This window comes from Pseudomonas sp. Z18(2022), from assembly GCF_036346535.1.
GTDB classification, from domain to species: Bacteria; Pseudomonadota; Gammaproteobacteria; order Pseudomonadales; family Pseudomonadaceae; genus Aquipseudomonas; species Aquipseudomonas yamanorum_A.
In genome coordinates, this window is the sequence record NZ_JAOTOA010000008.1 from 36,066 (window position 1) to 52,891 (window position 16,826).

The window sequence follows — 16,826 nt, forward strand, 5'->3', positions numbered from 1 at the left end:
CCGGCGTCCTGCCTGTTTACCCGCTCCGTACTACCTGCGTTCGGCCAGCGTGGTTTAACGGGGCGCCTAAGATCAAAATCAAGATCAAAAGCCAGAGCACAGTGGCCTACAGGCCGGCTTGAGTGTGGTGAAGCAAAGGCAGCATCAAGATCAAAATCTACAGCGGGCACGGTCAAAAATGTGGGAGCTGGCTTGCCAGCGATGGCATCACCTCGGTGTATCTGATGTACCGAGTTGCCTGCATCGCAGGCAAGCCAGCTCCCACAGAAAAGCAGCTCTGCGCTTGCCTTGGCTTTTGATCTGGCTTTTACCACTCAGGTCGGCTTTCAGGCCGCCGTGCTGTTGATCTTGATCTTGCTCTTGATCTGACTGCCCCATTCAGCCCGAGGCCGAACGCAGGGACGCCCCGTCGCGGCGGCCCGCGGAGCAATCCCGGAGAGAGGGAACACCGAGCCTAAGCGAGGTGCCGACAGGCGGGGCAGAGCGTTTTGGTTACTTTGCCGCTTTTGCAAAGTGACTCGCTGTAAGAGCGAAACCATAAGCCGCCGTTACCTAAATAACGGATATGTACCCGGCCCAACCCCCAAATCTAGGCCACTTTTTCAGCCGCCTGACGCTCCCGCTCAGCCACCAACTGCCGAGTCAGCGGAATCAGACGCTTGCCGTAATCAACCGCATCATTAAGCGGATCAAACCCGCGAATCAAAAACGTCGTGATGCCCAAGTCGTAATAATCCAGCAACGCCTCGGCCACCTGATCAGCCGTACCCACCAGCGACGTCGAATTCCCCTGAGCCCCCAGCAACCCCGCAATCCCCGTCCACAACCGCTTATCCAGCCGTGACCCCTGGGCCGCCGCCGCCAACAACCGACGCGACCCCTCATTCGGCGGTTCACGCCTCACAAACCCATTCTGCTCAGCCAACGCCGTCGCCTGCTCCAGGATGCTGTCCGCACGCTCCCACGCCAGCGCCTCGGTCTCTGCCAGAATCGGCCGCAACGACAAACTGAAGCGAACCGTACGCCCATGCCTGGCCGCTTCAGCGCGCACCTGGGTAACCACTTCCTTCACCTGCTCGTAGGTCTCACCCCACAGTGCATACACATCCGCATGCTTGCCCGCCACCGCAATGGCCGCCGCCGAAGACCCGCCAAAATACAGCGGAATATGCGGCTGCTGCGGCGACTTCACCGTGGAAAACGCACCCTCGTACTGATAGTAAGTGCCGTGATGGTCAAAGGGCTTTTCACTGGTCCATTCCTGGCGCACCACACTCAAGTATTCGTCGGTGCGCGCATAACGTTCGTCCTTGTCGATATGGCTGCCATCGGCCCGCAGCTCACGGTCGTCACCGCCGGTGATGATGTGCACGGCGGTGCGCCCGCCGTTGAACACATCCAGCGTAGCGAACTGCCGGGCGGCGAGGGTGGGTTGGGCAAAACCTGGTCGATGGGCAATCAGGAACTTCAGCGTACGGGTCACGCTGGCCGCATGGGCGGCGATCAAGGTGCTGTCCGGGCTGTTGGAGTGGAAGGCCACCAGCGCTCGGTCGAAGCCGGCCTCTTCGTGGGCGCGGGCCACGGTTTCCACGTAGTCGGGCTGCAAGGTCGGGCCGCTGCGAGGGTGGATCTCGGAGGCGTGGTGGCCGCCGATATAGCCAATAAATTCGATGCTCATGGTCAGTCCTTGTTGAGGGCAGGAATAAAGCTGCTATCGAAAATAGGGGTCGCAACCGGGCCTGTAAAATGCCGATTGGTTCTATCCTAATTATAAAAATACAGAATCATATTTTTATATAGTTATCAGTAATGCGCATTTTAATCGCATTAGGTTATTCCCAAATAGAATTTCACTGAGGTTTTTTATGCGAATAGCATGAAACCGCAGCGGCGCTCCTGGCCGTGTTCTTGATGAGGAAGGAAGCCCGATGACTGAAAAGTCCCTTAACGCCAGTTCGTTTTCCGTCGACAAGGCCGAGGGTCAAGCCGGGGTTGCATCCCGCTTGATTCCGCGCTGGCTGCGCAACTGGCGCACCCCCGAGGTGTTGCTGCGGCTGGTCAGCCCGGTTGTGTTGTTGCTGCTGTGGGAGCTGGCCTCCGAGCTGGGTTTTATCCCGGCCCGGATCATTGCCGCACCGTCGCAGATTGGCGGCACCTTGTGGGCAATGATCGTCTCCGGCGAGCTGGGCAAGCACTTGCTGGTGTCCCTGCAACGGGCGCTGCTGGGGTTGAGCATCGGCGTGAGTATCGGGGTGGTGGCCGCGTTGATCACCGGCCTGTCCAAGCGGGGCGAGGTGATCCTCGACTCGCCGATGCAGATGCTGCGCACCATTCCGTCCCTGGCGCTGGTGCCGTTGTTCATCCTCTGGTTCGGCATCGGTGAGTTCACCAAGATCGCGCTGATCGTCACCGGCACCACCTTTCCGGTGTACCTCAACCTGTTCGCCGGCATCCGCAACATCGACCCCAAATTGATCGAGGCCGCCAACACCCTTGGCCTCAATCGTCGCGAGCTGATCTGGCATGTGATTCTGCCGGGCTCGCTGCCGTCGTTTTTTGTCGGCCTGCGTTATTCCCTGGGCATTTCGTGGCTGGCGCTGGTGTTCGTCGAGCAAATCAACACCACCGCCGGCATCGGCTACCTGGCCAGTGATGCACGGGACTTCATGCGCACCGACGTGATCGTGATCTGCCTGCTGATCTACAGCGTGCTGGGCCTGCTGATCGATGGCCTGATCCGCACCCTGGAACGTTTTGCCCTGGCCTGGCGCCCATCGTTTGTGAGGAACTGACATGTCGATTCTCGAAGCTTCAGTAGCACCGGTGCAGTTGCGTAATGTGGTGCGCCAGTTCGGCCAGCAACGGGTCATCGATGGCCTGGACCTGGACATCGCTCCCGGGGAGTTTGTCGCATTGCTGGGGGCCAGCGGTTCCGGCAAGACCACCTTGCTGCGCAGCCTCGCGGGCCTGGACAGTATCGACAGCGGCCAGCTGCGCGTGCCCAAGGCCCGGGCCGCAGTGTTTCAGGAGCCGCGCCTGATGCCCTGGAAGCGCGCCTGGAAAAACGTGATCCTCGGCCTGCGGGTGCCCGACGCCAAGGCCCGTGCCGTGCAGGCTTTGACCGAAGTCGGGCTGGCCCATCGGCTGGAGGCTTATCCCGCCACCCTGTCCGGCGGCGAAGCCCAGCGCGTGGCATTGGCCCGCGGACTGGTGCGCGAGCCCAAGCTGCTGTTGCTGGACGAACCCTTCGCCGCCCTGGATGCGCTGACCCGCATCAAGATGCATCGCCTGATCATCGAGCTCTGGCGCAAGCACACGCCGGCCGTGTTGCTGGTGACCCATGATGTCGACGAGGCGATCCTGCTGGCCGACCGCGTGATCGTGCTGGCGGATGGCAAGATTGCCGAACAACTGAGCATCGATCTGCCGCGTGCACGGGATACTGGCCAGGACGGGTTCCAGGCGATTCGTGCGCGCTTGCTCAGCCTGCTCGGGGTGGAAGTGGACGCCCCGGCGGCACAGCCCGCAAACGCCAGCGTACGGCGGTTTGCCCATGGTTGAGCTCAGGGCGGTTCTGCTGTTGGCAGCGGCGTTATTGATGGGCGGCTGCGAAAAGGCCGCCGAAGCCCCGAAGTCTTCTTCGGATTTGTCCGGCGTGACCTTGATCCTCGGTGACCAGGCCAAGGGCTTGCGCACGGTGGTGGAGGCCTCTCACGCCCTGGACGGCATCGACTACAAGGTTCAGTGGGCCAACTTCCAGGGCGCCGCGCCGCTGTTCGAAGCCTTGCGCGCCGGTGCCGTGGACCTCGGCCCGGCGGGGGATACGCCGGTGCTGGCGGCGGCCACGGGAGGCACGCCATTGCGTATCGTCGCCGTGCGTCGTAGCCAGGCGCGCAGTATTGCGATCCTGGTGCCGCCCGATTCACCGATCCACAGCGTGGCAGACCTGAAAGGCCGCAATGTGGTGGTCTCGTCCGCCCGTGGCAGCATCTCCCAGTACCTGTTGATCCGCGCCCTGGAGAATGCCGGCGTGGATGAGAAGGACGTCAACGTCGGCTTCGTGCTGCCCACCGATGCATTGCCCGCGTTCAACGCCGGCAAGATCGAAGCCTGGGCCACCTTCGGGGTGTACCAGGCATTCGCCGAGCAGAAGGGCGCGCGCGTGCTGATCAGCGGGGAGGGCATCAACACCGGCCTGACCTTTATCACCGCCTCCGACGAAGTGCTCACCGACCCGCTCAAGCGCAAGGCGTTGGGTGACGTCTTGCAGCGTTTCGCCAAGGCCTTCGAGTGGGCGCAGCAGAACCCCGAGGAATACGCGCGGGTGTTTGCCAAGGTCAACGATATCCCGCTGGAGGTTTCACAGTTGCTGCGCAAATGGGGTGATGAGTCGCTGTTGCCGGTCGAGGAACGGGACGTGCAGGCGTTGCAGCAGGTGGATGATTTGTTTGTGGAAAAGAAGATTTTCCCGCACCGGGTAGAGGTGCAGGCATTGACCGATACCGAGGTTTTTTCGCCGCAATCGTTGGCTGCCGCGCCCTGAAGTCGTTGTGTTTTGCCCGGGTCTGAGGTCTCATGGGCCCGGGAAAACTCGCAAGTAGGGAACAGCACGTGATACGGGAAGAACTTGCGCAGTATGGCGGTATCACCGTCATGATTCCGGCCGCCGTGGTGATCGCCGTCTGGCTCTGGTATTCCCGGCCCCAGGCGGTCAAGTGGTGGCTGATGACAATCGCCTGCACCTATTCCATCGTGGCGTTCAGCAAATTGCTGTTCAAGGGCTGGGGCGTGGCGCTGCATCAGCTGGATATTGCCGTGCTCAGCGGTCACGCGATGAATACCTCGCTGATGGTCCCGGTGGCGATGAGCCTGGTGGCGCGACGGATCAATCCCGATTGGCGCTGGCCGGCGGCTATCGCCGGGATGTTGATTACCGGCTGGTTCAGTGCTTATTGCGTGGCACCCTATATTCATCCGCTCAACGAGGCGCTGGCCGGTGGCTTCCTGGGCGGGATGGCGGCGCTGGCGTTTCTATGGCGCCTTGAGGTGGTGGAGGTGCGGGTTTCCCCATCCTTGATCGGTGGGGGAATGGTGATTCTGTTGTTAAGTGCCATGGCGCCCAAGTACAACGCCGAGAAGCTGCTCAATCATGTGGCCGTCGCCGTTTCAGGGGCCGACGAGGCCCATCAGGAGCCTTCCTGGCGCGCCGCTCCCACCCTGTTGAACGCCGAGTAAGTGGCCAGGTCCACGGCCATGTTGCTTTCCACCAGCAGCCCCAGCAGCACCGTCTGTGAATTGAAGCGCCGGGCATCGCCACGGCGCTGGGCGCGCCTCATTTGCTTGAACAGCGTGTCGGTAATGTCCAGCGGCGAGTTGCCTCGCAAATGATCCAGCCAGCGGGACATGACCTGGGTGTTGCGCGCATATTGCTCCGCCGGCAGGTGCTCGTTGGGCGCCAGGCCCGCGAAGCCTTCAAACGCGGTGGTTAGCCCTTTCAGGGCATAGGCGCGTTTCAAATCCCCATAGATGCTCATGGCCGCTCCTCGGTGCAGGAAATATTGGCCAGCAATTCGGCTGTCTTGGTTTGCATCAGGTGGCTGTCGCCGCGGCTTTCCACGCACAGGCAAACGGACAGGGGATTGCTGACCTGCAACTTGAAGCGCCAGTCGGCAAAGACCATTGAAAGCCCCGAGCAGGATTCGTCGCTGTCCAGCGAGTTGCCGGCGTACAACACCTGCATGCGTTCTACAACGGTGGTTGAACTATTTACCTTGACGTGAATGTTTCCCGAAGAAGGAAACAGGCCGATACGCTCTACCAATAGCTTTGAACTTTTCATGGCTGTTCCTCGCTGTTTATTCAGGTATTACTCTATTCTGAAGAGGCGAAAAAGTAAGGCGATGTTATTTTTAGTCTGTTAACAAGTTGATTGTTATTTTTAGTCTGGGATTGCTTATATCAATAAGTTGCCTGAACTCGACTGACGTCCGTCAACGGCAGGCTGATGCGCTGTTCCCGTTGCAGGAAGTTCATCAGCAACACCACACGCTCCTCGCCGTCCATTGCCAGGAAGACCGCCTCCAGCTCGGCAAACGGGCCTTCATGGATGCGCACGCTTTCCCCCGGCTTCAACAGGGCGGCCACCACGGCCTGGTGGTCGCGTTCCTGGAGTTCGTCCACCAGGGCATCGCTGATGGGCAGCGGGTGTGCGCCAAAGCCCACAACCCGCGACACACCGCGGGTCGAACGCAGGGAGCTCCAGCTGTCCTGCAGGCTCATCTGAATAAACAGGTAGCCGGGAAACAGTGATTCGCGGGTGGTCCTGCGCTGGCCCTTCAACAGCCGTTCGCGTTTATAGGTCGAGCGAAAGCAGGTATAGCCCTGGCGCTGCAGATGCTCTTCGGCGCGCTCGTCCTGCCGGGATTTGCACTGGACCAGGTACCAGGCCTTGTTGGCATTTGCGCTCATGGGGCGTCCCTCTGTCTATATAAAACGATAGTGCGTAGTTGGGTAATTTAAAGCCGTTAAATGCTGCAAAGTCACGAATGTTATAAATTGTCTGGTTGTGCGTGGTGGTTGTTATTTTTCGTCCGGAGATAATTTTGGGGGAAATTAAAGTTCCGTGTTAATAAATACTGCCGTGAAGTTACTAGTTGTTTCATGGGTAATGGATGCCCCGGGGAATATCGCCTTGTTTAAAAGAGTGTTGATCGTCTGTATTGGCAATATTTGCCGTAGTCCCACCGCGGAAAGTCTTTTACGTGGCGCACTCGCGCGCTCCGACATCAAGGTCAGTTCTGCAGGCATTGCCGCATTGGTCGGCAAGCCGATTGAAACCACCGCACGTGCGGTACTCCAAGCTCATGGCCATCCCGCCGATGAGCACCAGGCCGTGCAGCTGGCGCCCCAGGCGATCAGCGAAGCCGACCTGATCCTGGTGATGGAGCGCCAGCACATCAGTGCGGTGCTCGGCATGGCTCCCGAGGCACGAGGCAAGGTCTTGTTGCTGGGGAAATGGCAAAACGAGCGAGAGATCAGCGACCCCTACCGTCAAGGGAAGGCCGCATTTGTGCACGCTTATGCGTTGATCGAAGAAGCCGTAAACGCATGGGCACAGCGGCTAGCACGTTGATCGCCACTACTTTTTGAATCGATATAAAGGCTAAGAATCCGACTTATGCAGCAAGCGCCAGCAGTCACCGCACGGGAAGACGAAAACGAGGAGATCGATCTCCTCGGTCTGTTTGGAACACTGATCGACCATAAATGGTTGATCGCCGCGGTTACCGGCGCGTTTATGGTGACCGGCGCCGCGTATGCGGTGCTGGCGACCCCGGTCTATCAGGCGAATGCCCTGTTGCAGGTCGAAGCGAAAAAGAACGACTTGCTGGGCTTCTCCGATATCGGCGGCATGCTGGGCAAAGAGTCACCCTCGGCCACCGAGATCGAGCTGATCCAGTCGCGCTACGTGATTGGCAAAACCGTCGATAACCTGAAACTCGATATCGTCGTACAGCCGATGTATTTCCCGGTGGTGGGCGAGTTCCTGGCGCGCCGCTTTCAGAAGACCAACCCCGGTGTGATCGCCGAGCCCTTGCTGGGGCTGGACAGCTTTGCCTGGGGCGGCGAGTCGCTGAAGATCTTCAAGCTGGATTTGCCCGACGGGCAACTGGGCAAGAAGCTGACCCTGACCGTGGGTGAAAACGCTCAATTCACGCTGGTGGATGAGGACGACCAGGTCCTGGCTGCAGGCCAGGCCGGGCAACTGATCGAGCAAAACGGCGTCGCCTTCCAGATCGAAGAGCTGCGCGCCAAACCCGGCACGCGTTTCCGGGTTATCCGTAATCCCCGCCTGAGCAGCATCCTCGACTACCAGGAGAACCTGGACGTGGTTGAGCGGGGCAAGGAGTCGGGCATGATCGGGCTGGCGCTGGAAAGCACCGACCCGGACCAGGCGATCAAGATCCTCAATCAGATCGCGGCCATTTACGTGCGGCAAAACGTGGAGCGCACCTCGGCTGAGGCGGCGCAAAGCCTGGCGTTTCTCAAGGAGCAACTGCCAGAGGTCAAGAAGGACCTGGAGAAAGCCGGCAAGGCCTTGAATGAGTACCAGACCCGCAGCAAGTCGGTGGACATCACCCTCGAGACCAAGGCGATTCTCGACCAGATCGTGGGGCTCGACACCAGCATCTCCGAGCTGAAGTTGCAGCAGGCCGAGATGGACCGCAAGTTCACCCGCCAGCACCCGGCGTATCGCGCGTTGCTGACCCAGATCGGTGAGTTGACCAGCAAGCAGCAAAGCCTCGCAAGCCGGGTCGAAAGCCTGCCTTCCACCCAGCAGGAACTGCTGAGCCTGACCCGGGATGTGGAGGTGGGTACGGCCATTTATACCCAACTGCTGAACAAGTCCCAAGAGCTCGACGTGATGCGCGCCGGCACCGTGGGCAACGTACGCCTGATCGACACCGCCGACGTCAATTACCTCAAGCCGATCAAGCCGAAAAAGATCCTCATCGTGCTGATCGCGACCCTGCTGGGTGGCTTCCTGGCGGTGGCGCTGGTGCTGCTGCGCAAGGCGCTGAACCGCGGCCTGGAAAGCCCCGAAGCCATCGAGCAACTGGGCTTGCCGGTGTACGCGTCGATTCCCTACAGCTCTCTGCAAAAGGTTGAAGAAGACAAGATCACCCGCGCCCGTGGGCGTGCCGATGCCGGGTCTTCATTGCTCGCCATCAGTCACCCCACTGACCTGGCGGTGGAGGCCTTGCGCAGTTTGCGTACCAGCCTGCACTTCGCGATGCTCGAGGCGCCGAATAACCGGATCATGATTTCCGGCCCCAGCCCCGAGGTGGGTAAAACCTTCGTTTCGGTCAACCTGGCGGCGGTGATCGCGCAAACCGGGCAGCGCGTGTTGTTGATTGACGTGGATATGCGCCGCGGCTACCTGCACAAGGTGTTGGGTGTGTCCGCCAAGGGTGGCCTTTCCGATGTCCTCTCCAACCAATGCACGCTTGAAACCGCGATTCACAAAACCGGGATTGAAAACCTCGACCTCATCAGTCGCGGGCAGATACCGCCCAACCCGTCTGAATTGCTGATGCACCGCAACCTGACCGAGCTGTTGTCGCAGGTCAGCGAGCGCTATGACCTGGTCATCCTGGATACACCGCCGCTGCTGGCCGTGACCGACGCGGCGATTGTGGGCAGGCAGTCGGGCACCAACCTGATCGTCACCCGCTACGGCCTGAACCCGGCCAAGGAGATCGAACACACCATCCGCCGGTTTGCCCAGAACGGCATTGTGCTGCGGGGCGCGATCTTCAACGGCGTGGAAAAGAAAGCCTCCGCCAAATATGGCTACGGCAACTACGGGTATTACCAGTACGAGTACCAGGCTGATCGAAGCTGATTCACCTCGTTACGCACCATCGTCCTACGCAGTATCAGCAGGATAGAAGCCCCGTTTTCAGGAAATGAACGAAAAATCCTGGGGCGGTAGCGTGCCAAATTCAAATCAGCCTGAAGAATAGCCAGCCATGTTTTACCTGTTATCCCTTGTCGCGCTGTCTGCGGGTTTGCTCGCGGCAAAAAGCCCGAAGTACTCCATTGTGCTGTTCGGGGTGATGCTGTCGGTGATTCCCACGGGCAACTCCTACAGCGAAATAATCTCCCTCAAGGGGATCTACTTCTTCGACTTTTATATCGTCGGCGGGCTGGGGGCGTTGCTGATCAGGCAGGTGCTCACGCAGAAGAGCCAGCTGACCGCGCCGGGCGCGCTTCTCTTCGGCTGTGGCCTGTATGTGGTGCTGCTCGCCTGCGGTCTGCTGGAGTCTTCGAACAAGTACCTGCTGAAGGACGTTCGGCCTTTCATCATGATCCTGTCGTTTATCGTGCTGACGAATATCGCGACCCTCGCCGCGAAAACCCTGAAGCTGCAAACGGTACTGAAGCTGTTGATTGCGATGACCGCTTTCAACGTGCTGGACATCGCCTGGCTGCGGCTGGGGTTGTACAAATTCCAGGACGTGTACTACGAAGAAAACGCCTATCGCTACCTGGATGGGGGTACGTACGCAGCGGTTGCCTACCTGATTTATTACTTCATCGACCCACGGCTGTTCGAGCAGCGCAAAAAGCTCGCACGCATCTGCCTGGCGACCTCGCTCATCTGTTTGTTTATCGCCAACTCGCGGTTCATTTTTGTGTCGGTGTTTGCGGCGATCATCATTCACCAATACCAAAAGCCGGCGCGCATGATCGGTGTCGCCCTGGCGGGCGCGGTGGTGCTGATGGCGTTTATCGGCATCAGCACTATGATCGGGGCCGACCGCATCAATGACGGTTTGTCGTCTGAAGGCATGGCCGCGCAGCTGGCTACGCGCTTCAGCCCTGCGCTGGAGTTGATCCGGGGCATGAACCCCATGCACTACTTTGTGGGGTTGGGAGCCGGGACGCCGTTCGAGATTCCGTGGTTTGAATACCGTGGCCTGGATGACAAGAACTCGAATATCGACAGTGCCTACCTGACTTATTTTGTTAAGTACGGGCTGATCGGGCTGTACTTGTTGTACGTATTTGTCACCTCGATCACCCAGCACATGAACAGCCGGGTGGCCGTCTCAATCGGGATCTTCCTGGGCGTGATGTTCATCGTTTCGGCCACGCCGTATCAGCCCTACGCCATCGGCATCGCGTATGGCGCCATCGTCCTGCGGGTGTGTGCCGAACACGCCGCCAGGCAACGCAAAAAAATCCTCAGCCCGCGCCAGCCGCTGATAACCACGCCCTTGCAGGTGAATGCCGGATGAACAGCACACTGTTGAAAAAATTCGTGTCCAGTACGGCCTGGAGCTTCATCTCCGCCGTCGCCACGAAAGTGTCGGTGGTGATTACCGGGATATTGGTTGCGCGTGTATTGGGCGCGCAATCGTTTGGCGAGTACGGCCTGATCCAGAGCGCGATCGTGATGCTTGCCAACGTCGCCGCCCAGGCCACCACCACGGCGACGGCCAAGCATATCGGGCAGTTCAAGGACCTCAGCCCCGAGAAAACCGGCAAGGGCATCGCCCTGACGCTGGTTTTTTCGGTGTTGTTCAGTGCGCTGATCCTCGGGACAGCGCTGTTTTTCCCGGATTTCTTCTCCAGCGTCATCCTGGGCACCGACAGCCTGAACGCCGCGTCGCTGATCGTGTTGTGCACCATCACCCTGATTATTTTGTCGGGCTGGACCCAAGGCTGCCTGACGGGCTGGGGGCAGTACCGCACGATTGCGACGATCAATGGAATCATCGCGATTGTCGCTATCCCGGCCACGTATTTCCTGACCGTGCAGTTCCGCTTGAACGGCGCGCTGTTGGGGTTGGCCGGTTCTCAATTGCTGATCGTATTTTTCAGCGCGTTGGCGTGCTGGAAAATCCTCAAGGCCAGGGGCACCACGCTGAGCTTCAAGGGCGCGATCACTGAAAAACACGCGGTGCTGTCGGTGGGCCTGCCGGTGTTGTTGACGGGCTTGATGGTGGCCCCCATGAACTGGTTTGCGAACAAGCTGTTGGCGGAAACCAGCAACGGCCTGGCTGCGCTCGGTATGTACGCCGCCGCCATGCAATGGAACGCGATCTTCTCCCATGTTTCCGTGGTATTGGGCTCGGTATTGGTACCGATGTTGGCGGCCGCGCTGGGCGGCAAGAATCGCAAGTTGGACGCCTTGAACTTTCTCTCGGGCTGGTTAGTGGTGTTGGTCATTATCCAGCCGGTGATCATGTTTCCCGAGTTATTGGCGAAGCTCTACGGCAGTAGTTTCCTGGGGCGGGATTTTGAAGTGACGTTGACCCTGGTGATTCTTGGCTCGCTGCTCAGTGCGTTCAAGTCCGGCATTTCAAGAAAGATGATCGTGATGAACCTGGCCTGGTTCAGTGTCATGAGTAACGTGCTGTGGGGCCTGTTATTCATCACCGGGGCGCTCTGGCTCCGGGAGGAGGGCGCCGTCGGGATTGCCAAGGCATTTATCGGCTCCCAGTTCATCCACTTCCTGCTCGGCCTGCCGTATTTCGTCTACAAGAAAATACTCCCGCTGGAGTTGCTGGTTTCTCCCAGGATATTGATCTTGTGGACATTGCCTTTTGTCAGTTTTATCGCAAGTGCCTACGTTGAAAGTATGGCCTATCGCTTGATGATTCTGGCGTTGATATTTATCTACATTCTCGCAACTACGTTTGCCTTGAATGCCGTGTTTAACGACCCCGTGGAAAATGGAAGCCCAGCATGAATGTCAGCAAAGTATATATCCGGGGGGCATACGGTCCTGGTAATTTGGGTGATGACGTATTAATGCTATGCGTGATCAATATTCTGAAAAAACGCTTTAAGGAATCGGATATCGCCGTGGGTGTCGATCATCCGGAGATCGCCCGCAACTTCAACCCGCGTATCAAGTGGCTGCACATCAAGGAGCCGGTCAAGGCCGACCTGGTGGTGCTGGGTGGCGGGGGCCAGTTCTTCTCGTTCATCCCGCCGGCCAAAGCCGCCACCGCCCGTCAGGGCATCGTGGCGAAGCTGCACAAGAGCCTCAAGGCGCAAACCGACCTGAAGTCCACGCTTCTGCGTTTGTATGTCGGCCTGCGCGGCGGCGTCGACCGGATCTATTTCCACCAGCGTCTGGCGGCGTTCTGTATCGGCCTGGGCCCGTTTGATGGCGGTGGCAAGTTGCTGGACCGCGCCGTCAGCGTGATCAATCGCTGCGACTACATCTCCGTGCGGGACGGCACCAGCCAGCAGCATTGCAACACCTTCGGCAAGTCCGACGTCGAGGTGTACACCGACCCCAGCCTGCTTTCCGACTTGTGGATCTCCAGCAAGGACCTGGAAATCGGCAGCCTCAAGAAGGGCAAGTACCTGTCCTTTATCCTGCGGGACTGGCCCCATGACGCGAACGGGCAGCAGTTCATCAAGGCGATGGTGCAGGCGGCTGATCAACTGGCCAGGCGCGGCGAGCAGGTGCGCCTGGTCTCGCTCTACAAAGAGCGTGACCAGCACCTGATCGACAAGTACGACCAGTTCGAATGGCTGTGCTGGGACGCTGCCGGCGAAACCCCTGAAACCTTCATGGCGAAACTGATCATCGAGTCCGACGTGATCATCAGCGCCCGTGCACACGGCGTGTTGCTGCCGGCGTCCCTGGGCTTTCCGACCATCGCGGTCGAGATCGAAAACAAGCTGAAAAAGGTCCATGAAATGCTGCCCCGCGGCACCAGGCTCGTCAGCACCCCGGACCCTGAGGTGATCCTGTCGACCATCGCTGAGTTCAGGCAATCCAAAGTGCAAATGGCCGAGCACCTCAAGCAAGAGATCGCCCAGCGTTCTGCCCTCGCACAAAAAGCGGTGGACGACTTTTTGAACTGGGTCGATGAAAAATAGAGTTGAGGGGCAACCGACGTGAACAAGACAACCTCGACGCTACTCACCTTGGCGTGCGCTCTGCAGATGGCTGCCAGCGGCGCATCGGAGCTGAACGACCGTTGCGAGCAACCCATCAAGAACATCTACCCGTCACTGCCGGATGTTTCGCAGAGGGTCGACGGGCCCCAGGCGCAGCGCAGCATAAAGGGCAGCGCCAATCTGACGAACAAGGCCTACAGCCAGAAGATCAAGGACATCGCCGTGCACTTTCCGGCCGGTTCCTACGACCCGGGCTCGATGGTGCGCCTGGGTTTGCCTTACGGGGGCATTGAATTCAAGTCGCCGCTCCCGCAGCCGGGCCGGGAATGCCTGGTGCTGACCTACGAGTTGAAGTTCGACAAGAATTTCAACTTTGTAAAAGGCGGGAAGCTGCCGGGCCTCTACGGGGGCACCGGCAATACGGGCGGGAAAATACCCAACGGCCATGACGGTTTTTCCACGCGCTACATCTGGAAAGAAAAGGGCGCCGGGGCCATTTATGCCTACCTGCCCACCAGTAAAACCTGGGGCACCGCCGTAGGCCTGGGTACGTGGATCTTTACCGTCGGGCAATGGCACACCCTGGAACAACTCGTGAAGTTGAATACGCCGGGTAGGGCCGATGGGGTGATTTCCATCTGGTACGACAAAAAACTGGTGCACACCGAAACCGGGCTGACGTTCAGGGACACCCCGGACATCACCATTGATGGTTTGCTGTTTTCGACGTTCTTCGGCGGCAACAACCCCTCGTTCGCCACACCGGTGAGTACCAATATCCGCTTCCGCAATTTTGTGATGAGTTCCCAGCGCGTGACGGATACATCAGGGCAGGGCGACTAGATGAAGAACCTGAAACTGAATATCAAGAAGGCCGCCTTGGCCCTGTTCAACACGCTGCTCAGCCTGGCGCTGTTTTTCAACCTGCGGCGTTTTCTGCTGCGGGCAACCGGGTGCCGGGTGGGCGCCAATACCACGGTTCACCGCAAGGTGGTGTTGTTCTCGTTCGGCAACTGCTCGATCGGCAAAAACTGCACGATCAATTACGACTGCTACCTGGATAACCGTGCCGGCATCCGCATCGGCGACAACGTCAATATTTCCCATAACACCCGGATTTATACCCTGGGCCACGATATTGATGACCCGATGAGTTGCCTGGTGGGCAAGCCGGTGGTGATTGAAGACAACGCCTGGATCTTTCCCAATGTGATGGTGATGCCCGGCGTCACCATCGGCGAAGGCGCGGTGGTTTATCCAGGCAGTGTGGTGACGCGCAACGTTGAAGCCTATTCGATCGTGGGCGGCAACCCGGCCAAACCTATTCGCTCGCGAAATAAAAACATTCTGTACCGCGCCGACTTTCCTGTCTGGTTTGCCTTGTAAAGCACCCCGTGTGCCCACCCTTATTTATGCAGGATTCTTAAGTGAAATCATTAATGATTGCATGGATCGGCTATCAACGACGCGCCGATACCATGAAGCAATATTGGGCGTATGACATTCTGCATCTGCCCAACCGGTTCAAGAAGAAAGCGGCCCGGCCACTGGACTATTTGATCAAGTCTTTTAAAACCCTCAAGACGCTGTTGGTCGGCTCGCCTGAAGTGCTTTGGGTGCAGCTGCCGCCGAGCCCGGTCTTGCATATAGCACTGGCCTACAAGTATGTATTCAACCGGCGCCTGAAGATTATTGCCGACGCCCACAACAGCCTGTTGCGTAAACAATGGATCGGTTTTCCGGGAACCGTGTCGCTGCTGAACCGGATTGATGCGGTGGTCGTACATAACTTCAAGGTCAAGGAAGAGTTGACGGGCCTGGGGGTCAAGGACGCGAACATCTTTATCCTGGAAGACCTGCCGTGCGACTTTCCGGCGGCCCCCGCCAGTGAGCGCGAGAGGCCGTATGTGCTGTTCCCTTGCTCCTTTGATATCGATGAACCGATCGAGATCGTGATCAACGCCGCCCGGGAAATGCCGGCGGTCGACTTCCTCATCACCGGCAAGCATCAGGGCAAGCTTTCCGAGGAGCTCGTGGCCTCGCTGCCCGGGAACATCAAGCTGACCGGCTTCCTCAGCAAAGCGACTTTCGAGCAGTTGCTGTGCAACGCGAATGTGGTGCTCGGCCTCACCACCCGCGACAACGTGCAGTTGAGCGTGGCCAACGAAGCGGTCAGCGCCGGGCGGCCCATGGCCCTTTCGAACACCACGGTGCTGCGCTCGTTGTTTTCCGAGGCGGCGGTGTTTGTGGAGACGCTGGACCCGCTGTCCATCAAGGCCGGTGTTTCGCAGCTCATCGCCAATCAAGACACTTATAAAGAAAAGTCAGCCTTGCTCAAAGCCAAGCGAATTACCCGCTGGGAAGGGCAGGCGCAATTGTTAAGAACTGCCGCTGCTATTTAATGATGTCTATTAATTCTGACAGGAAGGGAACCGTCATGAGTCAATCAAGTGATGTTTTATTGATTTGTTCTGGAGGTGGACACTGGGTGCAAATGAGCAAGTTGCTGCCTGCCTTCGAGGGTCAAAAAGTTACGATTGCCACCGTCGATGTCAGTATTGGCTCGCAGTACCCATTGCATAAGTTTGCGCAAGTTCCGGACTTTAACCGCAGTGAACCCTTGAAGATCATCAAGGGCTTTTGCCAGATCTTTGCGATCGTCTACCGCAGCAAAGCCAAATACGTGATCTCCACGGGCGCCGCTCCGGGTTTGCTGGGTTTGATCGCGGGGAAACTCATGGGCAAAAAGACCCTGTGGATCGACAGCATCGCCAACCCCAAGAAACTCTCTTTGTCCGGAAGAATCGCGGTTTACTTTGTCGACGAGTTGCTCACCCAGTGGCCCTCGCTGTCACAAAACAGTCGGGCCCAATACAAAGGGAGGATCGTATAAATGATATTTTGCAGCGTTGGCACTCAAGCACCGTTTGAAAGAATGCTCGGCTACCTGAATGAATGGAGCCATGCCAATCCCCAGGTCCCGATTGTGGCGCAGGTGGGCAATAACGAAAATGACCTGGGCCGTATTACCGCCTACAAGACCATTGCCGAGCCGCTGTTTTCCAAGAACTTCAATGCCTCAAAGGTGATCGTTTCCCATGCGGGTATGGGCAATATCATTCGCTCCCTTGAACTGGGCAAACCCATCGTTATCGTTCCGCGCGACAGCCGACGGGGTGAACATATCAATAATCACCAGTTCGATACCGCCGAGAACTTTTCAGACCTGCCGTCTGTATTTATCGCCCATGATAAAGATGGGTTCTTTTCGGCGATTGATTCGGCGCTCAACTACAGCAGTGCAGAAAATTCGTTGGACTTTACTGAGAGAAATCGTTTGATCAGTTATGTAAAGTCATTTACCTCTTAAGTCCTGATTGCTTGTCAATAAGCTC

The 16,826-nt window shown here is 58.3% G+C and carries 18 protein-coding genes; 14 read left to right on the forward strand and 4 right to left on the reverse strand.

The window, feature by feature from the left end:
• Nucleotides 1-589 precede the first annotated feature (589 nt).
• Complete coding sequence (locus V3W39_RS17675; protein WP_177121457.1) at nt 590-1,678, reverse strand: LLM class flavin-dependent oxidoreductase; 1,089 nt, start codon at nt 1,676-1,678, stop codon at nt 590-592.
• A 250-nt stretch (nt 1,679-1,928) separates the two neighbouring features.
• Between V3W39_RS17675 and V3W39_RS17680 the strand changes: the two genes are divergently transcribed.
• The 4 genes from V3W39_RS17680 to V3W39_RS17695 all read left to right on the forward strand — a co-directional run bounded on the left by V3W39_RS17680 (nt 1,929) and on the right by V3W39_RS17695 (nt 5,235).
• Nucleotides 1,929-2,792: an ABC transporter permease gene (locus V3W39_RS17680; protein ID WP_177047521.1), complete on the forward strand. Its 864-nt coding sequence runs from the start codon at nt 1,929-1,931 to the stop codon at nt 2,790-2,792.
• A gap of 1 nt (nt 2,793) precedes the next feature.
• Complete coding sequence (locus tag V3W39_RS17685) at nt 2,794-3,561, forward strand: ABC transporter ATP-binding protein (RefSeq protein WP_177047522.1); 768 nt, start codon at nt 2,794-2,796, stop codon at nt 3,559-3,561.
• Complete coding sequence (locus tag V3W39_RS17690; protein ID WP_177047524.1) at nt 3,554-4,543, forward strand: ABC transporter substrate-binding protein; 990 nt, start codon at nt 3,554-3,556, stop codon at nt 4,541-4,543. The genes V3W39_RS17685 and V3W39_RS17690 overlap by 8 nt, the downstream gene beginning before the upstream one ends.
• 68 nt (nt 4,544-4,611) lie before the next feature.
• The gene (locus V3W39_RS17695; RefSeq protein ID WP_177047527.1) at nt 4,612-5,235 is read left to right on the forward strand and encodes a hypothetical protein; all 624 of its coding nucleotides are present in this window, start codon (nt 4,612-4,614) and stop codon (nt 5,233-5,235) included.
• Here the strand turns inward: V3W39_RS17695 and V3W39_RS17700 are convergent.
• The 3 genes from V3W39_RS17700 to rfaH form a co-directional block, all read right to left on the reverse strand.
• On the reverse strand, nt 5,187-5,534 hold the full coding sequence (locus tag V3W39_RS17700; protein WP_177047529.1) for a hypothetical protein: 348 nt from the start codon (nt 5,532-5,534) through the stop codon (nt 5,187-5,189). The two genes, V3W39_RS17695 and V3W39_RS17700, sit on opposite strands and share 49 nt — an antisense overlap.
• On the reverse strand, nt 5,531-5,839 hold the full coding sequence (locus V3W39_RS17705) for a phosphomannomutase (protein ID WP_256348189.1): 309 nt from the start codon (nt 5,837-5,839) through the stop codon (nt 5,531-5,533). Before V3W39_RS17705 ends, V3W39_RS17700 begins: the two co-directional genes overlap by 4 nt.
• 119 nt (nt 5,840-5,958) lie before the next feature.
• Nucleotides 5,959-6,468, reverse strand: a complete 510-nt coding sequence (gene rfaH / locus V3W39_RS17710; RefSeq protein ID WP_177047531.1) for a transcription/translation regulatory transformer protein RfaH — start codon at nt 6,466-6,468, stop codon at nt 5,959-5,961.
• Nucleotides 6,469-6,691: 223 nt separating this feature from the next.
• Here rfaH and V3W39_RS17715 point away from each other — a divergent pair, with 223 nt between their 5' ends.
• The 10 genes from V3W39_RS17715 (at nt 6,692) to V3W39_RS17760 (ending at nt 16,801) form a co-directional block, all read left to right on the forward strand.
• On the forward strand, nt 6,692-7,132 hold the full coding sequence (locus V3W39_RS17715) for a low molecular weight protein-tyrosine-phosphatase (RefSeq protein ID WP_177047664.1): 441 nt from the start codon (nt 6,692-6,694) through the stop codon (nt 7,130-7,132).
• A 45-nt stretch (nt 7,133-7,177) separates the two neighbouring features.
• A complete protein-coding gene (locus V3W39_RS17720) occupies nt 7,178-9,406 on the forward strand; it encodes a polysaccharide biosynthesis tyrosine autokinase (RefSeq protein WP_330213025.1) in 2,229 nt (742 codons plus the stop codon).
• A 127-nt stretch (nt 9,407-9,533) separates the two neighbouring features.
• Complete coding sequence (locus tag V3W39_RS17725) at nt 9,534-10,805, forward strand: DUF6369 family protein (RefSeq protein WP_177047535.1); 1,272 nt, start codon at nt 9,534-9,536, stop codon at nt 10,803-10,805.
• Complete coding sequence (locus tag V3W39_RS17730) at nt 10,802-12,262, forward strand: oligosaccharide flippase family protein (RefSeq protein WP_330213026.1); 1,461 nt, start codon at nt 10,802-10,804, stop codon at nt 12,260-12,262. Before V3W39_RS17725 ends, V3W39_RS17730 begins: the two co-directional genes overlap by 4 nt.
• Entirely contained in the window at nt 12,259-13,410 is a 1,152-nt protein-coding gene (locus V3W39_RS17735; RefSeq protein ID WP_177047545.1) for a polysaccharide pyruvyl transferase family protein, read from the forward strand. The genes V3W39_RS17730 and V3W39_RS17735 overlap by 4 nt, the downstream gene beginning before the upstream one ends.
• An 18-nt stretch (nt 13,411-13,428) precedes the next feature.
• Entirely contained in the window at nt 13,429-14,274 is an 846-nt protein-coding gene (locus V3W39_RS17740; protein WP_330213027.1) for a polysaccharide lyase, read from the forward strand.
• Nucleotides 14,275-14,817 (forward strand): acyltransferase, encoded by a 543-nt coding sequence (locus V3W39_RS17745; RefSeq protein ID WP_177047547.1) that lies wholly within the window; start codon nt 14,275-14,277, stop codon nt 14,815-14,817.
• Between the two features lie 53 nt (nt 14,818-14,870).
• Nucleotides 14,871-15,833 carry a glycosyltransferase family 1 protein gene (locus V3W39_RS17750; RefSeq protein WP_177114731.1) on the forward strand — a complete coding sequence of 321 codons (963 nt, stop codon included), beginning with the start codon at nt 14,871-14,873 and terminating at the stop codon, nt 15,831-15,833.
• Nucleotides 15,834-15,868: 35 nt separating this feature from the next.
• Nucleotides 15,869-16,324, forward strand: coding sequence for a UDP-N-acetylglucosamine transferase subunit ALG14 (locus V3W39_RS17755; protein WP_256348190.1), 456 nt, complete (start codon nt 15,869-15,871; stop codon nt 16,322-16,324).
• Nucleotides 16,325-16,801: a glycosyltransferase gene (locus tag V3W39_RS17760; protein ID WP_330213028.1), complete on the forward strand. Its 477-nt coding sequence runs from the start codon at nt 16,325-16,327 to the stop codon at nt 16,799-16,801.
• The last annotated feature ends 25 nt before the right edge of the window (nt 16,802-16,826 follow it).

Bases quoted from the DNA above. Each gene is read 5' to 3' on its own strand.
- V3W39_RS17730 (WP_330213026.1), top strand. From the start codon at position 10,802: ATGAACAGCACACTGTTGAAAAAATTCGTGTCCAGTACGGCCTGGAGC.
- V3W39_RS17700 (WP_177047529.1), bottom strand. From the start codon at position 5,534: ATGAGCATCTATGGGGATTTGAAACGCGCCTATGCCCTGAAAGGGCTA.
- V3W39_RS17755 (WP_256348190.1), top strand. From the start codon at position 15,869: ATGAGTCAATCAAGTGATGTTTTATTGATTTGTTCTGGAGGTGGACAC.
- V3W39_RS17685 (WP_177047522.1), top strand. From the start codon at position 2,794: ATGTCGATTCTCGAAGCTTCAGTAGCACCGGTGCAGTTGCGTAATGTG.
- V3W39_RS17690 (WP_177047524.1), top strand. From the start codon at position 3,554: ATGGTTGAGCTCAGGGCGGTTCTGCTGTTGGCAGCGGCGTTATTGATG.
- V3W39_RS17760 (WP_330213028.1), top strand. From the start codon at position 16,325: ATGATATTTTGCAGCGTTGGCACTCAAGCACCGTTTGAAAGAATGCTC.
- rfaH (WP_177047531.1), bottom strand. From the start codon at position 6,468: ATGAGCGCAAATGCCAACAAGGCCTGGTACCTGGTCCAGTGCAAATCC.
- V3W39_RS17720 (WP_330213025.1), top strand. From the start codon at position 7,178: ATGCAGCAAGCGCCAGCAGTCACCGCACGGGAAGACGAAAACGAGGAG.
- V3W39_RS17705 (WP_256348189.1), bottom strand. From the start codon at position 5,839: ATGAAAAGTTCAAAGCTATTGGTAGAGCGTATCGGCCTGTTTCCTTCT.
- V3W39_RS17745 (WP_177047547.1), top strand. From the start codon at position 14,275: ATGAAGAACCTGAAACTGAATATCAAGAAGGCCGCCTTGGCCCTGTTC.
- V3W39_RS17675 (WP_177121457.1), bottom strand. From the start codon at position 1,678: ATGAGCATCGAATTTATTGGCTATATCGGCGGCCACCACGCCTCCGAG.
- V3W39_RS17680 (WP_177047521.1), top strand. From the start codon at position 1,929: ATGACTGAAAAGTCCCTTAACGCCAGTTCGTTTTCCGTCGACAAGGCC.
- V3W39_RS17750 (WP_177114731.1), top strand. From the start codon at position 14,871: ATGATTGCATGGATCGGCTATCAACGACGCGCCGATACCATGAAGCAA.
- V3W39_RS17735 (WP_177047545.1), top strand. From the start codon at position 12,259: ATGAATGTCAGCAAAGTATATATCCGGGGGGCATACGGTCCTGGTAAT.
- V3W39_RS17725 (WP_177047535.1), top strand. From the start codon at position 9,534: ATGTTTTACCTGTTATCCCTTGTCGCGCTGTCTGCGGGTTTGCTCGCG.